18 protein-coding genes are annotated in these 17,283 nt (G+C 73.8%); 5 read left to right on the top strand and 13 right to left on the bottom strand.

Annotated features, from left to right (window positions below):
* Positions 1-22 precede the first annotated feature (22 nt).
* The 4 genes from hisG to ABD350_RS36130 all read right to left on the bottom strand — a co-directional run bounded on the left by hisG (position 23) and on the right by ABD350_RS36130 (position 3,462).
* The gene (gene hisG / locus ABD350_RS36145; RefSeq protein ID WP_344353394.1) at positions 23-940 is read right to left on the bottom strand and encodes an ATP phosphoribosyltransferase; all 918 of its coding nucleotides are present in this window, start codon (positions 938-940) and stop codon (positions 23-25) included.
* 150 nt (positions 941-1,090) lie between these two features.
* Positions 1,091-1,798 (bottom strand): SDR family oxidoreductase, encoded by a 708-nt coding sequence (locus ABD350_RS36140; protein WP_344353393.1) that lies wholly within the window; start codon positions 1,796-1,798, stop codon positions 1,091-1,093.
* Positions 1,788-2,525: a phosphoribosylaminoimidazolesuccinocarboxamide synthase gene (locus ABD350_RS36135; RefSeq protein WP_344353392.1), complete on the bottom strand. Its 738-nt coding sequence runs from the start codon at positions 2,523-2,525 to the stop codon at positions 1,788-1,790. The genes ABD350_RS36140 and ABD350_RS36135 overlap by 11 nt, the downstream gene beginning before the upstream one ends.
* A gap of 67 nt (positions 2,526-2,592) precedes the next feature.
* On the bottom strand, positions 2,593-3,462 hold the full coding sequence (locus ABD350_RS36130) for an isopenicillin N synthase family oxygenase (RefSeq protein ID WP_344353390.1): 870 nt from the start codon (positions 3,460-3,462) through the stop codon (positions 2,593-2,595).
* Positions 3,463-3,784: 322 nt separating this feature from the next.
* On the opposite strand from ABD350_RS36130, the gene ABD350_RS36125 reads away from it, so the two are divergent.
* From ABD350_RS36125 to ABD350_RS36105, 5 genes are read left to right on the top strand one after another with little or no spacing between them, the layout of a single operon-like run.
* Entirely contained in the window at positions 3,785-4,903 is a 1,119-nt protein-coding gene (locus ABD350_RS36125) for an acyl-CoA dehydrogenase family protein (protein ID WP_382466662.1), read from the top strand.
* A 23-nt stretch (positions 4,904-4,926) separates the two neighbouring features.
* On the top strand, positions 4,927-6,225 hold the full coding sequence (locus ABD350_RS36120) for an acyl-CoA dehydrogenase family protein (RefSeq protein WP_344353387.1): 1,299 nt from the start codon (positions 4,927-4,929) through the stop codon (positions 6,223-6,225).
* Between the two features lie 55 nt (positions 6,226-6,280).
* Complete coding sequence (locus tag ABD350_RS36115; protein WP_344353385.1) at positions 6,281-6,835, top strand: NUDIX hydrolase; 555 nt, start codon at positions 6,281-6,283, stop codon at positions 6,833-6,835.
* A 36-nt stretch (positions 6,836-6,871) separates the two neighbouring features.
* Positions 6,872-7,456 carry a hypothetical protein gene (locus tag ABD350_RS36110; RefSeq protein WP_344353383.1) on the top strand — a complete coding sequence of 195 codons (585 nt, stop codon included), beginning with the start codon at positions 6,872-6,874 and terminating at the stop codon, positions 7,454-7,456.
* Positions 7,457-7,516: 60 nt separating this feature from the next.
* Positions 7,517-8,074 carry a TIGR03086 family metal-binding protein gene (locus ABD350_RS36105; protein ID WP_344353381.1) on the top strand — a complete coding sequence of 186 codons (558 nt, stop codon included), beginning with the start codon at positions 7,517-7,519 and terminating at the stop codon, positions 8,072-8,074.
* A 17-nt stretch (positions 8,075-8,091) separates the two neighbouring features.
* Here the strand turns inward: ABD350_RS36105 and ABD350_RS36100 are convergent, their stop codons facing one another.
* The 9 genes from ABD350_RS36100 to ABD350_RS36060 form a co-directional block, all read right to left on the bottom strand.
* Positions 8,092-9,369: a CaiB/BaiF CoA transferase family protein gene (locus ABD350_RS36100; protein WP_344353380.1), complete on the bottom strand. Its 1,278-nt coding sequence runs from the start codon at positions 9,367-9,369 to the stop codon at positions 8,092-8,094.
* Positions 9,356-10,099 carry an acetoacetate decarboxylase family protein gene (locus tag ABD350_RS36095; protein WP_344353379.1) on the bottom strand — a complete coding sequence of 248 codons (744 nt, stop codon included), beginning with the start codon at positions 10,097-10,099 and terminating at the stop codon, positions 9,356-9,358. The genes ABD350_RS36100 and ABD350_RS36095 overlap by 14 nt, the downstream gene beginning before the upstream one ends.
* Positions 10,099-11,193, bottom strand: a complete 1,095-nt coding sequence (locus tag ABD350_RS36090; RefSeq protein WP_344353378.1) for an LLM class flavin-dependent oxidoreductase — start codon at positions 11,191-11,193, stop codon at positions 10,099-10,101. Before ABD350_RS36090 ends, ABD350_RS36095 begins: the two co-directional genes overlap by 1 nt.
* A gap of 56 nt (positions 11,194-11,249) precedes the next feature.
* Positions 11,250-12,503, bottom strand: coding sequence for an amidohydrolase family protein (locus ABD350_RS36085; protein ID WP_344353377.1), 1,254 nt, complete (start codon positions 12,501-12,503; stop codon positions 11,250-11,252).
* On the bottom strand, positions 12,500-12,802 hold the full coding sequence (locus ABD350_RS36080) for a hypothetical protein (protein WP_344353376.1): 303 nt from the start codon (positions 12,800-12,802) through the stop codon (positions 12,500-12,502). Before ABD350_RS36080 ends, ABD350_RS36085 begins: the two co-directional genes overlap by 4 nt.
* A 79-nt stretch (positions 12,803-12,881) precedes the next feature.
* Positions 12,882-13,886, bottom strand: coding sequence for a phosphoribosylaminoimidazolesuccinocarboxamide synthase (locus tag ABD350_RS36075; RefSeq protein WP_344353375.1), 1,005 nt, complete (start codon positions 13,884-13,886; stop codon positions 12,882-12,884).
* A gap of 33 nt (positions 13,887-13,919) precedes the next feature.
* On the bottom strand, positions 13,920-14,975 hold the full coding sequence (locus tag ABD350_RS36070) for a beta-ribofuranosylaminobenzene 5'-phosphate synthase family protein (RefSeq protein WP_344353374.1): 1,056 nt from the start codon (positions 14,973-14,975) through the stop codon (positions 13,920-13,922).
* 19 nt (positions 14,976-14,994) lie between these two features.
* On the bottom strand, positions 14,995-15,906 hold the full coding sequence (locus ABD350_RS36065; protein ID WP_344353372.1) for an ABC transporter substrate-binding protein: 912 nt from the start codon (positions 15,904-15,906) through the stop codon (positions 14,995-14,997).
* Positions 15,907-16,109: 203 nt separating this feature from the next.
* On the bottom strand, positions 16,110-17,105 hold the full coding sequence (locus ABD350_RS36060; protein ID WP_344353370.1) for a PfkB family carbohydrate kinase: 996 nt from the start codon (positions 17,103-17,105) through the stop codon (positions 16,110-16,112).
* Between the last annotated feature and the right edge of the window lie 178 nt (positions 17,106-17,283).

Here is a 17,283-nt window from a genome sequence, read left to right as displayed (position 1 = left end):
CTATCGACAGCCGTGGGAGCGGTCAATGGGTGGCGTCCCGGCGCGGTGGCGCTCCCGCAAGGTCGTCGCGGACCAGTCTGCGGATCGGGGTCTCCACGATCTCGATCGCGCCGGCCCGCTCCACCAGGGAGGTCATCACCCCGGCGGCCTCGGGGGCGGCGCAGACCCCCTGGAGGACCACCAGACCCGGGGCTGCGCCGGTGTCCAGGCGCCACCAGCGCGCCGGCAGCAGGGGTTCGGCGTGCGCCCAGCGGTCCGTGGGCAGGACGATGGTCAGCAGCCGGTGCAGGGGGCCGGCGTACGCGGCGCGCAGCAGGGTGGAGAGGGTACGGATCGTCGCCCGGGTGGTCCGGTCGGCCCAGGCGGAGGGGTTGGCGACGAGGTTCACCCCGCACCGTCTGACCGTGTCGAGCACCCGGAGGTCGTTCTGCCGCAGCGAGGAGCCGGTCTCGACGACCTCCACGACGGCGTCGGCGAGGTCGGGGATCTTGGCCTCGGTGCTCCCGTGCGAGTGCAGGACCGTGGCCCGTACGCCCGAGCGCCGGAAGTACTCCCGGGCCATGGCCGGGTACTCCGTCGCCACCCGCACCCCGTCCGCCAGGTCGGCCACCGTCCGCGCCGGGTGGTCCTCGGGCACGGCCAGCACCACCCGCCACCCGGAGCGGGTCGACTTGGAGTAGTCGAGGGTGTCCACCACCTCGACCTTCGCGCCCGTCTCGGCGACCCAGTCGGCGCCGGTGAGCCCGATGTCGCAGGTGCCGCCCGCCACGATCACGGGGATCTCCCGCGGCTTGTGGAAGACCACCCGGTCGACGGCCGGGTGGCCGGCGGTCCCGCGGTAGGCGCGTGGCGCGTGTCTGCTCACGGGCAGGTCCGCGGCGGCGAGAAGTTCGAGCGTCGGCGCTTCCAGGGAACCGGTGGGGAGCGCGAGAGAAACCATGTCTTCACCCCGAGCGTGGTAAGCGGTCTGCGGGCGTGCGTTCCGTTGAACAGTGCGCCGCCGTCCTCGTCCGCGCCGACGGCCGGGTGCGGGGCGGGCGGCCGGGTGCGGGGCGGGCGGCCGGGTGCGGGAGGGACGGCCGCTTCGGACTCAGACGTGCAGCAGCCGGTCGATACCGGTCACCGGGGGTGCGGGGAGGCCGGCCGGGCGGATCTCCAGTTCCCCGACGACCACGTCACGCGGCCAGCCGTCGATCACGGCCGCGACGCAGTCGCCGACCGACCCGGTGCTCATCTTGTACGGCGCTTCGTCCCCGTCGAGGTTGGCGATGGCGCCCGGGGAGATCAGGCAGGCGCGGACTCCGTTCCCGCGCTCCTCCAGCAGCAGCGTCTCCACCAGCGCCTTCAAAGCCGCCTTGGTCGCGCTGTAGGCGGCCCCGCCCTCGAAGAAGCGGGTCGCCGCGTGGCTGCCCATCGCGACGAACAGGCCCGCGCTCGTGCGCAGGGCCGGCAGGGTGTGCCGGATCAGGTGGAACACCGACGTCAGATTGATCGCGACCAGCCGGTCCCAGTCCCGGGCCGGCAGGTCGGCCAGCGGCCCGAAGGCCCGGTCGACGGCGTTGGCGACGCACACGTCCAGCCGCCCGGTCCCGGCGACCGCCTCGGCGACGCACTCGGCGATCCGCCCCGGGTCGGTCAGGTCGCAGCGCAGTTCGCCGAGCCAGTCCTCGCCCGAGAGGGTGCGGTTCAGCGACCGGATCCGGTAGCCGCGCCGGTGCAGGGCGGCGGCGATGGCCCTGCCGGTGCCCCGGTTGGTGCCGGTCACCAGCGCCACGGGGCGCTCCGCCTCAGAGGGCATCGAAGGCCCGCTTCCACTGGTGCACGATCTCGGCGCCCGGTACCCCGTCGCGGAACAGGTCCTTGTCGAGGGGCGAGCCGTCCGCGTGCCGCAGCCGCATGCAGTCCTGGGAGACCTCCGAGATCAGGCACAGTTCACCGTCCGCGCCGGTGCCGAAGACGAGGCAGAAGTCCCAGACCTGGAGCGGCGCGAGCCAGTCGCGCAGCACGTCGTTGACGACGAGCGCCTGTTCCCGCATGGTCCCGACCGGCAGGCCCAGCGCCCGCAGATAGTCCTCGCCGATGGGCTGGTCCTCCGGATCCACCCGGTAGTCGAACTTCACGACCGGGCGCGGCAGGGGCTGTCCGTCCGGGAACAGCCCGGGGTATTTGCGGGTGGTGGAGCCGGTCGCCACGTTCTTGACGATGACCTCGAACGGCGGGGCGGGCCGGTACTCCGCCAGGTACAGGGTCTCGGCGACCCGGCCGCGGAAGGCGCAGCGCACGCCGGCCTCGGTGAGCCGGGCGGCGGCGCGTTCGTAGAAGTCCAGGCGCAACGGGCCGGTCTCGGCCACGATCTCGTCCCGCGCGTAGGTGAAGCTGCGCAGGCTGGGGATGAGCCGGACCAGGCAGAGGTCGTCGGGCAGCAGCCACAGGTGCTTGCTGCGGCCGGTGATGTCGGGCGGCTTCGTCTCCGCCAGCCGCGTCAACTGCTCGGTGTCGTAGGGGCCGAGAGGGCCGGTGCTCATGTCGTTGCCTCCCGCTCGCGGGTCTGTTCGGGGGACGCCGGGGCGGTGCCGGGCGCTGTGCGGGCGGTCAGGAGGGGGTGCTCCCCAGGCCCGAGAACCTGTCGGCGATGAAGTCGGCCCAGGTGGCGTCCAGGACGGTCAGGTGTCCGTCCGTGGTGATCCGCCACTGGCGGGCGTCGTGCGGCGGGTAGGCGAACAGGACGGCCGACAGCCGTTCGTAGCCCGCCTGGGTGTCCGGGCGGTGCACCCGGTGGGTGGAGGGACGGAAGCGGCCGTCGGAGGCCTGGGCGAGCATCCTGCCGATGTTGCACAGCACGACGTCCGTGTGCGCGATCACCGGTTCGACCCAGGTGCCGTCGTGCAGGACGTACTGCAACCCCTGGTCGCTGGGCGGCAGTTGCAGGCCGAGCAGTTGGATGCCCGAGTGCTCGTGGGCGAGGACCTCGCGCCCGCCGGTGTCCCGGTAGCGGATGACCCGCAGGTTGGCCGCGTCGCGCGACAGCCGCAGCGGGGGCGCGTTCGGGGGCAGCATGCCGTGGATCACCTCGGCGAACAGCCGGACCAGGGTGAAGGCGGTGTCGAAGACGCCGGCGGCCGCCTTCCCGAACCGGGGGAAGGCGCGCAGGACTTGTGCGGCGCCCGGCGGCCGGTCGGCGATCATGGCGCCGCTCACATGGATGAACTCCTTCGGGTCGGCCACGCCGGCCGCCAGGCGCGGCACCTCCGACAGGTAGGGGAAGAACCCGTGGGTGCCGCCGCTGGAGATCTGGGGCACCCGCTGGTAGGCGTAGTCGGACAGGCGGGGTGCGGCCGAGTCGCAGGCTTCGGAGAAACCGCGTGTCAGCGCTTCGACGCGGGCCCCGATACCCGGTACCTCGACGGCCATGAAACCCCAGTCGGTGAGCTGGGTGGTGATTTCCCCGGCCGCGGACCGCATGTCCGCTTCCGCATTTCCGGTGCTTATCGAAGGGATACGGCCGCTGAGCTTCATGGGAGGAACACCCACTGGCACTCCAGACGAGCGTTTTGTGGAACACGCCGATGGCCTCGCACAGGGCAAAACAGTCTACCGAGGCCGGTCCACCCGTCAAGGAGTCGTCTTTCGGCGATCGGGGCCTGTTCGCCCTTGGCCGGATCGGCACCGTCGGCGGGTACGCCGGGCAGCGACAACCGGCCTGATGCCGCCGCGTACTTCCGCCCGTTGCGGCCATCCATTACGTTGCTGGCACGAATTGCCGCGGACGGCGGGAGTGGTTGCCGTGACCCACCCGTTCCATGACGATCACGAGCGGTTGCGCGAAACGGTACGCCGTTTTCTCGCCGATAAATCACCCGAAACCGAGGTCCGGCGTCTGATGGAGCGGACGGACGGCTTCGACCGGGCCGTGTGGCGGCAGATGGCGGAACAACTGGAACTGATGGCGCTGATCATTCCGGGGGAATACGGCGGGGCCGGTTACTCGTATGCCGAATTGAGCGTCGTACTCGACGAGATGGGCCGGGCACTGCTGTGCGCGCCGTACTTCGCGACCGTGGCGCTGGCGGCCAATCTGCTGCTCGCCTCGCGGGACGAGTCGGCCGGGGCGGACTATCTGCCCGGCATCGCGAGCGGCCGCACCATCGCCACCGTCGCGCTCGCCGAACGGCGGGGGGACTGGGGGGAGAGCGGCATCACCCTGGAGGCCACCGGCACGCCGGACGGGGCGTGGCGGCTGTCGGGGGAGAAGCACTACGTCCTGGACGGTCATGTCGCCGATCTGGTGCTGGTGGCGGCCAGGTCGAGGGCGGGCGTGTCGCTGTTCGCCGTGGAGAAGGGCGCCGTAGGTCTCACCGCCACCCCGGTCGCCACCCTGGACCCGACCCGCAAGCTCGCCCGGCTCTCCTTCGACCGGGTGCGGGCCCGCCCGGTCGGCGCCGACGGCGAGGGCTGGCCCGCCGTGGCCCGGATGCTGGACCTGGCGGCCGTGGCGCTGGCGGCCGAACAGGCCGGCGGAGCACAGCGGGTGCTGGAGATGGCCGTCTCCTACGCCAAGGTCAGGGTGCAGTTCGGGCGGCCCATCGGCAGCTTCCAGGCCATCAAGCACAAGTGCGCCGACATGCTGCTGGAGGTGGAGTCGGCGCGGGCGGCGGCCTACCACGCAGGCTGGGCGGTGGCCGAGGGCGACGACGAGGTGCCCGTCCTGGCGAGCCTGGCCAAGTCCTGCTGCTCCGAGGCGTACTTCCACGCCGCCGCGGAGAACATCCAGATCCACGGGGGCATCGGCTTCACCTGGGAGCACCCCGCCCATCTGTACTTCCGGCGGGCCAAGAGCAGCGAACTGCTCTTCGGGGACGCCGCCCACCACCGCGAGCTGCTGGCTCGGCGGATCGGAGTCTGAGCACCGACGGACCGGAGGAGACGTTGGAAGCAGCCCCGGGCACGCCCGCGTTCGCGCACCCGCCTGGCACCGAGCCGTTCCGCCGCCGGGTGCGGGCCTGGATATCGGCCAACGTCCCGCCCGGCCTCACGGCGGACGGCCCCCCGGCGGCACACGACGGCGGCCCCGGGGAGGATCCGGGGGCGGCGCGGGCCGCGTACGGCGGCCTTGGCGAGGCCCCGGGGCCCCGCGCGGCGGCGTACGCGGAGTGGGAGCGCAGGCTGCTCGACGCGGGGCTGGTGTGTCCCGCCTGGCCGCGGCGGTACGGCGGGGCCGGGCTCGGGGTGCCCGAGGTGCTGGTGCTGGAGGAGGAGTGCGCGCGCGCCGGGGTGCCGAGGATCGGCCGGGGAGCCGGTGAACTGGTCGTGGGGCCGGTCCTGCTGGCACACGGCACCGAGGAGCAGCGCGCCCGGCTGCTGCCCGGGATCAGGACCGGCCGGGACACGTACTGCCAGGCGTACTCGGAGCCGTCCCACGGATCCGACCCGGCCTCCGTCGAGACCCGGGGCACGGTGGCCGGCGACGAGATCGTGATCAGCGGCCGCAAGACGTGGGTCCACGGTGCGCGACGGGCCGGCCGGGCGCTGGTGCTGTGCCGGACAGGTCCGGCCGCGGGCCGTCACCGGGGCCTGTCGTGCGTGGTGGTGCGGCTGGCCGAGGGCAACGGCACCCGGGTGCGTCCGGTCCGGTCGGCGGACGGGTCGGCGGACCTGTGCGAGGTGGTGTTCGACGGCGCCCGCGCCGCGCTGCGCGATGTCGTCGGCGGGCCGGGCGGCGGCTGGCCGGTGGTCATGACCGCCCTGGCGCACCAGCGGGCCGGTCGCGCGGCGGCGGCGCTCACCGGTCTGGAGGCCGCGTTCCAGGACCTCGTCAGGCAGGCGCAGAAGGCCGGGCGAACGCGGGATCCCCTGGTCAGAGGCCAGTTGGCGGAGGCGTACACGCGGCTGGCGCTGCTGCGCCGGGCGGTGGCCGACCCGCCGGCGGCCGGGGCGCCGGGTGCCGGGGCGGCCGTGGTGGGGCTGATGCGGGCCGAGTACCGGCGCCGGTTCGGCGAGATCGCCCTCGCGGTCACCGGCGCGGCCGGTCTGCTCGGCCCGGGCCCCGGGGAGGAGGACGACCCGGCGGGCCGTTGGCAGCGGCTGTTCCTGTCGGGCCGGGGCGACACGATCGGCGACGGCACCGGTGAGGTCCTGCGGGACATCATCGCCGAACGCCTCCTGGGGCTGCCCGCGGAGCGCTCCCCCGCCGGGTCCGGCGCCGGAGTCCCGGATGGCCGAAGGTGATCGGTCCCGCGCGAGCGCGCGGCCCGGCTCACGCCCCGTCACTAGGATGCCGCGCATGGTCACAGCCCATCACGCAGTCCTCGATCTCCTTGCCCGCTACGAGCCGAAGAGCACCGCCGAACGCGCGGACGTGGAGCGGGTGCGCGCCCTCGTCGCCTCGGGCGACCCGTGGCGGCGGTCCAGTCCGCTGCACGTCACCGGGTCCGCCCTGATCGTGCACCAGGAGAGCGGCCGGGTCCTGCTGCGCTGGCACCAGCGTCACGCCTCCTGGCTGCTGGTCGGCGGGCACGCCGACCCGGACGAGTCCGACCCGCTCGCCATCGCCCTGCGCGAGGGGCGGGAGGAGACGGGCCTGACCGATCTCGTGCCCTGGCCGGACGCCGAGGTCCGGCACCTGGTGATCGTGCCGGTGCCGGCCAACGCCCGGGAGGAGGCGCACGAGCACGCCGACATCCGCTTCGTGCTGGCCACCCGCAGCCCCGAGGCGGTCCGCCCGGAGAATCCGCATGCGCCGCTGCGCTGGCTGACGCCGCGGGAGGCACACCGTGTGATCACCGAGGAGAACATCCAGGAGACGCTGTCCCGCGTGGAGCCACTGCTCGCGGGCTGACCGGCCGGAGGGGCCCGGATGTACGCGGTACTGTCAGTGACGGACAAGACGGGCATCACGGAGCTGGGGGCCGGCCTGAGCCGTCTGGGCCTGCGTCTGGTGGCCACCTCGGGCACCGCCGCACTGCTGCGGGAGTCCGGGCTGGACGCCACGGTCGTCGGCGATCTGTCCGGGGTGCCCGAGCTGATGGGCGGCCGGGTCCGGGCGTTCCATCCGTCCGTCTTCGGCGGGCTGCTGTACCGCCGGGGGCATCCGGCCGACGAGGCGGACGTCCGGCGGCACGGGGTCCCCCGTATCGACGTCCTGGTGTGCAACTTCCGTGACCTGCCGCCGGACGACACCTCCGAGGGCGTGCTGGACTCCATCGACGTGGGCGGTCCGGCCATGGTGCGGGCCGCCGCCAAGAACCACGCCGACGTGCTTGCGGTGGTGGATCCCGCGGACTACGGCGCCGTCCTCGACGCCCTGACCGCCGCCGGCGGCCGGGTCGGCGCCACCGACCCCGGGTTCCGGCGCCGGCTGGCCGTGAAGGCGTTCGTCCGTACGGCGGCCTACGACCGGTCGGTCCACCGGTTCCTCGCCCGCCTCGCGGAGTCCCGGCCGGGGCGGCCCCGGCCCTGAGCCCCGCCCCGCCCAGCCCAGCCCCTGTACCGACGACATCGAGAACGGTGGTCTTCTGCCATGGACATCCGGGCCCTGCACGCGCAAGCCCTCCTCTCGACGGACCGGTTCGTCGCCGCCGTCGGGGCCGACGGGTGGGAGGCGCCGACCCCGTGCGAGCGGTGGAACGTACGGCAGGTCGTGAACCATCTCGTGGCCGGGAACCTGTGGGTGCGCGCGCTGGGCGAGGGCCGGACGATCGAGGACGTCGGCACGGAACTCGACGGCGATCTGCTGGGTGACGACCCGGCCGCCGCGCACGCGGCCTCCGTCGCGGCCGCAACCGGAGCGTTCGCGGCCGAGGACGCCATGGACCGGCTGTGGCCGCTGTCCTACGGCGAGCGGCCGGGCCGGGTGTACGCCAGGCAGCGGTTCGTGGACGTGCTGATCCACGGCTGGGACATCGGCCGCGCGCGGGAGCCCGATCCCCGGCTGCCGGCCGGTCTGGTCGACGCCTGTCTGGAACTCTTCGACAGCCGCCCGCGGATGTTCGCCCAGTGGGGCTTCGCCGAGGTGCCGGTGGAACCGGGCGCGGATCCGCAGACCCGGCTGCTCGCCCTCGCCGGCCGCCGCCCCTGAGCCCCCTTGACCGTCGTCTACCGCTGTGCCGGGTCCGCGCCGTCGGCGTCGAGTCGCGCCAGGACCTCTTCGGTGTGCTCACCGAGCAGCGGCGGCCGCCGGTACACACCCGACGGGGTCGCGGTGAAGCGGATCGGGCAGTTGGGGAACACCACCGGGCGGGCGTCGCCCGGCTGCTCCACGGCGACGAGCATCTCCCGGGCCCGGACGTGGGGGTCGGTGAACAGGTCGGCGGCGTCGTTCACCGGTCCCAGCGGGACCCGGCCGCCTAGTTCCACGGCGATCTCGGCGGTGGTCCGCTCCAGCGTCCAGCCGGCGATCGCGTGGTGCACGAGCACGGCGTTGGCGACCCGGTCACCGTTGGTGCGGGTCCGCTCGTCGGCGACGAGGTCGGGGCGTCCGATCGTCTCGCACAGCACCTTCCAGTGGTTGTCCGTCGGGGCGGCGATGGCGCACTGGCCGTCCTTGGTGGGGAAGATGTCGAACGGCACCAGTTGCGGGTGGCTGTTGCCGGTGGGGGCGCTGACCACGCCGGTGTAGGAGTAGCGGTAGACGGCGGTCTCGCACAGGGACACGATCGAGTCGACCATGGCCACGTCGACCATCTGGCCCTCCCCCGTGGCACGCGCGTGGTGCAGCGCGGAGAGGATGCCGATGGCCGCGAGCGTGGCCGGGTACAGGTCGCCGATGGTCGGGCCGGCGCGGACGCCCTCGTGCCCGGCCGGACCGGTCATGCTGACCAGACCGCCCATGGCCTGCGCGACGATGTCGTAGGCGGGCCAGTCCACGTAGGGGCTGGCGCCGGTGCGCGGGTCGCCGAAGCCGCGGATCGCCGCGTACACCAGCCGGGGGTTGCGGGCGTGCAGCGCCTCGTACTCCAGTCCCCAGCGCTCCATCACGCCCGACCGGTAGTTCTCCACCAGCACGTCCGCGGTGTCCACGAGCCGCAGCAGCCGCTCCCGGTCGGCGGGCACGCCCAGGTCCAGGACGATGCCCAGCTTGTTGCGGTTGATGCTGGCGAACAGCCCCCCGTAGTGCCGGCCGGTGTCGTCCCTGGTGAACGGGCCGGCGAACCGGGGCAGGTCCCCGGCGGGCGGTTCGACCTTGACGACGTCGGCGCCGAGGTCGCCCAGGATCATCGTGCAGAACGGGCCCGACACGGCGCGGGTGAGGTCGACCACCCGGACGCCCCTGAGCGGGCCGGTGGGGCGGGGCCGCATCGGCGCGGCGTGCTCGTGGCCGGTGAGGTGGGCGCTCCCGCCGTCCGGCGCGTCCTCGAAGCTAGGCGTGGTCAAGGCGTTCCGTCCCTTCCGAGGCGCTCACGTCGGCGCGGCAGAGGTACCGGACCGGCCGGAACACCACGTCACCGGTGAGCGAGACGGCCGATATCGGGTGCGAGGGGCGCAGCCGGGGCTCGCCCCAGCCGGCGGCCTCGAAGGCGGCCAGCACCGGCCGGCCGCGCTGGGCGGCCGTGACGTCGTAGGCGCGTTCGACCTGGATGAGCCGGCTGCCGCGCGGGGTGCGGGCCAGGTGCATGGAGTCGGTGAACCGGAGGTCGGCGGGGGCCAGCGGGACGGGGTCGAGCAGGCGGGCGTCGAGCAGCAGGCGGCCGTCGGCGCGGACCTCGGCGGCGGCGCCGTGGTAGCGCAGGCGCAGCGCTACGGCGGCCGGGCGGGCCCGGTAGCCCCAGCGCCGGGCGAGCAGCCGGGCGGCCTCCTCGCCGTCGATGAAATCCGACACGTGGAAACCCCTGCCGCGCGCGCCGCTGCGGCACACGACGCGGGTCTCGGCCAGGGTGAACGGTCCGGCGTCGCTCTCGGCGGCCCGCAGCACGGACACGATGATCACCGGGGGGTTCACCGGGTGCAGGGCCGGGGGCAGGACCTCCTGCCGGGCGTGGCCGTCTATCTGGTAGACGATCTGGAGGAGTTCCGCGCCGTGGCAGACCAGCGGTTCGGTGGCGGGGGCGGCGACGTAGGGGGCGGACGCCGCCATCGCCTCGGGGTCGGCGGTCCCGCTGAGCATCAGTTGCCGCCCGTCGCGAAGTGCGGCATGACCTCGGCGGCGAACAGCCGCATGCTGGCCAGCACTTGGTCCTGTGGTACCAGGTTCGCCGTGTTCAGCAGGAAGTTGATCGCGTCCACGCCCATGCTCTCCCAGATCTTGATGGCCTTGACGATGCGGTCCGGGTCGCCGATGGCGACGCCCTCGGGAACGGGGCGCCGGGCCGCCGGGTCGTCGTCGCGGACCAGGTCGACGCCGCCCGGCGCGAGGTTGCCGAGCGAGCGGTACGCCGGGGTGGGATAGACCTCCCGCGCCCACAGCAGCTGGCTGTTGAGCATGCCGAAGGCGTTGAACATGGTGCCGCCGATCCGGCTCGCGGTGGCGTCGTCCTCGTGGCAGAAGAGGTAGTTCATGGTGGCCACCTGGTCGTTGACCGCGCGTCCGGCCGGGTCGCACTGCTGGATGCGCTTGCGGTACTCGCCGGTGCGCCGTTCCTGTTCCTTGAAGCCCGCCGCGGCGACTCCCAGGCAGCCGATGCCCCGGTCGGCCGCGTCGCGCTCGGTGCCGGGCGAGGTCACCGTCACCCACAGCGGCGGATGGGGGTCCTGCACCGGCTTGGGCACCACGGGGCGCTCGGGCAGGGTGAAGGTGGTGCCGTCGTAGCGGACGCGTTCCTCGGTCCACATGCGGGGCAGTACGTCGATGTACTCGTCCCAGGACATCTTGGTGCTGTCCGGGTCCGCCATGAAGCCGCCGAGTTCCGTGATGGTCGAGGCACGCGCGGTGCCCACCTCCAACCGGCCGCCGGAGAGGATGTCGAGGGCGGCGGCCCGTTCGGCGACGCGCACGGGGTGGTTGATCTGGGGCACGCACACCACGCCCCCGTGGCCGACGCGCAGCCGCGATGTCGACATGGCGACGGCGGTGAGGAAGACCTCGGGGGCCGAGCAGTGCGAGTACTCCTGGAGGAAGTGGTGTTCGACCGCCCAGGCCGTGGTGAACCCCAGTTCGTCGGCCAGCCTGCTCTGTTCCAGGGCGTCCTGGTAGGCCTGTATCTCGTCGGCGTGGCCCAACGGCTGCGGTACCGACAGTTCGAAGAAGATGCCGAATTTCATGCGTGCTCCCGTCAGGCTCGTCCCGAGGCCGGCTGCGTGCGGTGCCGCCGTGTGTGTCAGCCGGCCCCTGTCTCCGGCCCGCGCACCCGGCGTCCGGCGGCGACGACCAGCCGCGGGCGCAGCAGGGCCCCGATGTCGCGCAGCGGGTCGCCGTCCACCGCGAGCAGGTCGGCGCGGTGTCCGGGCGTCAGCACCCCCGCGTCCTCGATGCCGAGCCCGGCCGCGGCGCCGGAGGTGGCGGCGACCAGCGCCTGGTGCCGGGTCAGTCCGATGCCGTCCTCCCCCACCAGGGCGGCCAGGTCCGCCGGGAAGCCGTCGAAGGCGCGGTGCGGGACGCCCGCGTCCGAGCCCGCGACCATGGGCACTCCGGCGGCGAGCAGCAGCCGGAAGACCTCGCGGACACGCTGGTGCCGGTCCCGGAACCGGGGGGCGATCAGCCCGGTGCCGTCCCGCATCCGGTGCAGGGCGCCGCTGATCGTGGGGACGAAGGCGATGGAGCGGGCGGCCATCAGGTCGGCGGTGGCCGGGTCGTACGCGATGCCGTCGGCCGTCTCGAAGAGGCAGTGCTCGATGGTGCGCGCGCCCGCGGCGGCGGCCCGGCGGATGCTGAGCGGGTCGTAGGCGTGGGTGGCGACCGGGCGGCCCAGCCGGTCGCTCTCGTCGACGCAGGCCCGGACCTCCTCCTCGCTGAACTGGGGCCGCACCGGGTTGGTCCGGGGTGTCAGGTTGCCGCCGCTGACCATGAGTTTGATCCAGTCCGCGCCGTCGCGTACCTGGGTCCGGACGGCCACCCGGATGTCGGTGGGCGAGTCGCACTCGTGGCTGAACCAGTGGCAGTGGCCGCCGGTGACGGTGATCGGCCGGCCGCTGGTCAGCACCCGGGGCCCGGGGATCCGGCCGTCGGCCACCGCGGCGCGCAGCGGGAAGGCGACCTCGTTCAGGGTGCCCAGGTCGCGGACGGTGGTCACGCCGGCCTCCACGGCGGCCCGCAGGTTGACCACGGCGCGTACGGCGAGGGCGGCGGCGCCGGTACGGGCCTCCCGCCGGTAGTCGCGGACGGGCACGTCCGAGCCGCTGAAGGTCAGGTGCACATGGGCGTCGACGAGTCCCGGCATGAGGGTGGCCCCGGGCAGGTCCAGCCGGGGGCCGGCCGTGGTGTCGCCGGTACCGAGGTCCGCCTGGCGGCCGACGGCGGCGATGCGGTCGCCGTCGAGGAGGACGAAGCCGTGCCGGAGGGGTGTGCCGGCGGTCCCGTCCCAGACCCGGTCGGCCGTGATGAGCCAACGCCCGCTGCTCTCCCGCTCGTTCACGCTCGCCCCTCCTCGCTGGGTGCGGTGGCCGGCGTTCTCGCTGCCGGGCGGGCGGGCCGGCCGGGGTCGTGCGGCAGCGGCACGCGGCGCTCGCCGTGCCCGGCCGGCCGGGTCTTCGGGCCGCGCGCGGTTCTCCGCGGCGGAGGTCCGGCGAGGCCCCTGCCGCGGCCGGGGGAGCGGCCGGGGTGTCCGGTGCCGGAGGCCCTGGTGGTGCCGGGCCGCGCGTCCGGCGCGGTGCGGTCCGCGAGCCGCTCGCGCTCCACGGTCATCGCGCCGGCCGCGGTGCACCCGACGGGCACGGGCCACCTCCGGGCGGGCGGCCCCGCGGCGGTGCGGGGGCGTCGTCGCGGGCGCCGCCCGCCTGACAGTCCGCGATGATCAGGTCCATGCCGCACCCGTCCCGCGCTCGGTACGGGGGGCGGTGGGCGCGAGGGCCGCCAGCCGGGCCAGTACCCGGTCCAGGTCCTCGGCGCCCCACACCCGGGTGCCGGTCCACAGCTCGCACAGCGACCGGTACATCTCGCCCACCAGGTCCACCACTTCGCGCGGGAGGGGGTCGGGGGCGGGCCACGTCGAGCGGGGGCGGCCCTCCCGGACCCACTCCTCCACGCGGGACTGGAGTCCGCTGGCCGCGTAGTGGTCGCGCAGCACCTGCTTGTCGGCGTGGGCGCCGTCCAGCAGCAGCCGGGCCTCGTCGGGGGTGCCCGCGTGGTCGACCAGGATCAGCCGGCCCCGCGCGTCCCGGCCGTACTCGACCTTGCCGTCCGCGAGCACCAGCCCGACGCGGCGGGCGTGTCCGGCCACCACCTCGGCCACCAGCCGGGTGCGGTCCTCCAGTTCGGCCTGCTGCCTCGCGTCCAGCCCGCCGATCGCCGCGGCCTCCTCCCGGCCCACGAAGCGGTCGATCTCCTCCAGCTTGGTGGTGTACTCGATGACCGGGCGGTCCAGTACGGTGCCGGGGACGGGGGGCCGCGCGAGGCCGATGTCGGCCGGTTCCAGCCGGCCCAGCCTCAGGCGGCGCAGCACCGAGGAGCCCTCGGGGAGCATGGTGCGGAAGATGACCTGGAGCGGGACGAGGTGGTTGACGTCCGCCGGCCCGAGCGCCCGCTCCCGCGGGTCGACGACCCTCAGCAGGTCGAACTCCAGCCGGTCGGGCGGGTGGAAGGCACGGAAGTGGCTGGGCACGCCCGCCTCGGCCAGCAGGCCGAAGTTGAACGCCGCGATGCGGCAGCAGGCCTCGCCCTTGCCCGGGACGGAGTCGGGCATCTTGCCGTAGTGGAAGACCGAGTAGTCGTCGGTGAACCGGAAACTGCCCACTCCGGTGCGCCCGTCGGCCGGTGCCCGCCGGACGTCGAGATCCTTGGTCGAGTACCTCTTCGGCACTGCTGCCTCCTCGCGTGCTCGGTCCCGGCGGGGTCAGGCGACGGTGGTCCGGTCGTCGTCGTCGAGCACCGGGATCCAGTCGACGTCGGCGGGGACGTTGCGGGCGCCGCTGAACCAGAACTCGCGGACGACGCCCGCGTCCCGCAGCTCGGACAGCCAGCGGACGGCGGCCCGGGGACGCCGGGTGAAGGCGTAGCACATCGGTCCCTCGGAGCTCATCGCGACGGCGTCGATGCCCTGCCCCCGCCGCGCCTCCTCCAGCAGGTATTTCACCTGGGCGGACTGCATGCCGATCTGCTCCCGCTTGAAGTGGCTCTCGTAGGTCAGGAAGTTCACCGCGCGGCAGAAGGCCGGGTAGTCGGCTTCGAGGACCGAGGTGGCCAGGTTCATCAGGACCGCGTGGGCGGTGCGGCGGGCCTCCTCGGCCGGGATGGGCAGCGTCCGGGCGAAGAACTGCCGTTCCGTCTCGCCGTGCATCTGGTGGCCGTCGGGGATGATCACCAGGACCGGCCAGGTCGGGAACGGCGCCGAGATCAGCACGGGGGGCCGTTTCCCGCCGCCCGCGAACCGGGTCGGGACCAGGTAGCGCTTGGGGTCCTCGGCGAAGTCGTCGGGGTTGAGATGGCCGCCGTCGACCAGGAAGCCGCCTCTTTCTATGAGGTTGGGGCTGGCCCCCGAGGTGCCGGCCCGGCCGGCGGTCCGGGCTATCTCCGCGGTGTCGACCGAGAGACCGGCGAACCGGGCGTAGGCGCGGCCCACGGCGACGGCCGTGGTGGTACCGGAGCCGAAGCCCGTGTGCGGGGGGAGGCCCTTGCGGATCACCACCTTCGCCGGCGGGCCGCCCCACGCCTCCCGCAGCCGGTCCAGCAGGGCGCCGACGGCCTCCCGGTGGGCGGAGCCGTTCTCGTCCGCCTCGACCGCGTTCTCGTGGTGCGGCAGGACGACGGCCTCCAGGCCGGGCGAGCGCAGCGCCATGGACGCCATGCCGTTGCGGCGGCCGGTCTCGCCGTTCAGGTCGATCAGTGTGAAGCTGACGCGGCATCCGGTGCGGACGCGCACGCCCCATTCCTGCGACAGCGCCTCGGACATGGCGTCTTCCCCCGTCTCCTCAGTGGACCGCGTCGGTCTGGGCGTCCTCGATCACCAGGTCCTCGTAGCGGGCGCCCGGCTCGATCAGGCCCCAGCGGCGCATCCAGGCGTAGGCCTTCTCGAACTCCAGGCGGGTGTACGGCCTCGGGGGTACGTAGCGCAGCCGGGGCAGGTGGAAGTCGTCGGGGGTGATCTCGCCCGCGAAGACCTCGGGCAGCGAGTCGATCAGGTAGTGCAGGTAGGGGCGCTTGTCCTGGCCGAGCGCGGCGACCGCCCGGTTGACCGCCCGGTTGCAGGCCGCGTAGACGGCGCGGTCGAAGTCCGGTGCCACCAGCTCCAGCCCCGCGTAGTGGGTCTCGATGACCTTCTGGAAGCCCTGCTTCTCGGCCAGGGCGATCCACGGTTCGGACAGGGCGACGGCCGCGGCCTCACCGGACTGGACGGCGCGGTAGCCGTCGAGGGTGTGGTAGCCCACCGTCTTGATCTCGTCGGCCTCCAGGAAGCCCTCCAGCATCTGGATCGCCGCGTAGTGGTTGCCGTTGTGGAAGCTGACCGCCACGGGCGCGTTCGCCAGGGTCTGCGGGTAGAGGTACGCCGAACCGGGCGCCGCCATGAGCGCCATCACGGCGACCGACGAGCGTTTCCCGATGATCCTCGCGCCCCGGCGGCTGTCGTGGGCGCGCCGGATCTGCCCCCATTCGCAGGCGCGGTACAGGTCGACCTGCCCCTCCTCGAAGGGCACGTGGTTGCGGATCGAGTCGACCAGCTCGTGGTCCGCCACCGGTTCGGTCAGTTTCTGCTCCGCGCGGTTCCGGATGAATTCCACCGCGACGTTTTCCTCGGTGAAATAGCCGAGTTCGTCGGCGACCAGCCAGGGCAGCGCGAAGACGGCGGACGGGCCGACACCTTCGGTGCGCACGGTAACCGTCATGAGAAACGACCCCTCTTCCGAAACCATATTCCGCCCGACTGAAGAAGTATCACAACGGCAGCGGACTGCCAACCCCGCCTGTTTCCCGTCGAATTGGGGGAGGTCGAATCGGGACACGCCGAATCGGGGCAGGGAAAACCGTCGCGCCGTTCTCCCGGATTTTCCGCCGGGGAAACCGTGGCCGAATATCTCGTGCGGGTGATTCAGGGTCTTCGGGCCGGCTCGGGCGGCACGGGGGCCCGCGCCTGCCGCACGGTGAGGACCGCCCGCGCCCTGGCCGCGCCGAGCGCGAGGCACTCGGGAGGGCTCAGGTCCGACAGCAGCCCGCCCAGGAAGCCGCCGGCGAAGGCGTCGCCGGCGCCGACCGCGCTGGTGACCGGGGAGCCGGGCGCGGCGACGCGGTGCCGGCCGCCCGGTCCGTGGGCGAGCGCGCCGCGGGCGCCCAGCGTGACGACAGCGAGCATGCCGTGCCCGGCCAGCATCGCGGCCGCCGCCTCGGCGTCGCCGGCACCGGTGAGCGCCGTGGCCTCGGCCTCGTTGCCGAGGACGACGTCGACTCCGGTGGCCAGCAGTTCCGCGAAGCGCCGGCGGCGGGTGCGCACGAGTGCGGGGTCGGAGAGGGCGAGGACGCGGCGGGCTCCGAGCGCGACGGCGCGCCGCAGGGCGTCGCGGGCCGCCGCGCAGCCGTCCTCGGAGGCCAGCAGATACCCCTCGACCAGCATCCCCTGGCAGGAGCCGGCGTCGGCCAGGCACGCCTCCAGCGCCTCCGGCAGCATCCGCAGCCGTCGGCGCTCGCCCTGCCAGATGAGGAAGGCCCGCTCGCCGTCGGGGAGCAGCAGCACCAGGCAGCGCCCGGTGCGGCCCCGGCCCGGGGTGCGGACCGGCACCCTCACCCCGCGGCCGGCCAGGTCGTCCCGGACGGCCTGGGCGAGCGCGTCGTCCATCGACGCCGTGGCGAGCGCCGCCCGGCCGCCGTCGGCCACGAAGGCGACGCAGGTGTTGGCGGCGCTGCCGCCCGCCGACACCACGGCCCGCGCGCCCTCTCCCTCCAGCCGGGCCACGACCTCCGCCAGCGCGTCGAACTCCAGGAAGTCCGCGGCGCCCGGCTCCACGCCGAACCGGGCGCACACCTCCGGCCGGACGGGGACCACCAGGTCCGCGAGGGCGTCCCCGAGCGCGACCAGGCTCGCGGGCGCCATCAGAAGTGCTCGACCAGGTCGGTGAAGCGGTCCACCTGGAGCAGCCGTTCGGTGCTCTCGGGGAACGGGTGGTGTTCCAGCACCCAGGTGTCGGGATGCGGCACGTACACCGCCCCCAGCCCGGCGGCGAGCGCCGGCACGATGTCGGACTTCGGCGAGTTCCCGATCATCCACGTCC

The sequence above is a fragment of the Streptomyces nogalater genome (genome assembly GCF_039532885.1).
GTDB classification, from domain to species: Bacteria; Actinomycetota; Actinomycetes; order Streptomycetales; family Streptomycetaceae; genus Streptomyces; species Streptomyces nogalater.
This window is presented reverse-complemented; position numbering and strand designations above follow the sequence as displayed.

Excerpts from the sequence above, each read along its gene's own strand:
- ABD350_RS36105 (WP_344353381.1), top strand. The coding sequence starts at position 7,517 with ATGGACATCCGGGCCCTGCACGCGCAAGCCCTCCTCTCGACGGACCGG.
- ABD350_RS36130 (WP_344353390.1), bottom strand. The coding sequence starts at position 3,462 with ATGCGGTCCGCGGCCGGGGAAATCACCACCCAGCTCACCGACTGGGGT.
- ABD350_RS36115 (WP_344353385.1), top strand. The coding sequence starts at position 6,281 with ATGGTCACAGCCCATCACGCAGTCCTCGATCTCCTTGCCCGCTACGAG.
- ABD350_RS36135 (WP_344353392.1), bottom strand. The coding sequence starts at position 2,525 with ATGAGCACCGGCCCTCTCGGCCCCTACGACACCGAGCAGTTGACGCGG.
- ABD350_RS36090 (WP_344353378.1), bottom strand. The coding sequence starts at position 11,193 with ATGAAATTCGGCATCTTCTTCGAACTGTCGGTACCGCAGCCGTTGGGC.
- ABD350_RS36065 (WP_344353372.1), bottom strand. The coding sequence starts at position 15,906 with ATGACGGTTACCGTGCGCACCGAAGGTGTCGGCCCGTCCGCCGTCTTC.
- ABD350_RS36140 (WP_344353393.1), bottom strand. The coding sequence starts at position 1,798 with ATGCCCTCTGAGGCGGAGCGCCCCGTGGCGCTGGTGACCGGCACCAAC.
- ABD350_RS36060 (WP_344353370.1), bottom strand. The coding sequence starts at position 17,105 with ATGGCGCCCGCGAGCCTGGTCGCGCTCGGGGACGCCCTCGCGGACCTG.
- ABD350_RS36095 (WP_344353379.1), bottom strand. The coding sequence starts at position 10,099 with ATGCTCAGCGGGACCGCCGACCCCGAGGCGATGGCGGCGTCCGCCCCC.
- hisG (WP_344353394.1), bottom strand. The coding sequence starts at position 940 with ATGGTTTCTCTCGCGCTCCCCACCGGTTCCCTGGAAGCGCCGACGCTC.
- ABD350_RS36070 (WP_344353374.1), bottom strand. The coding sequence starts at position 14,975 with ATGTCCGAGGCGCTGTCGCAGGAATGGGGCGTGCGCGTCCGCACCGGA.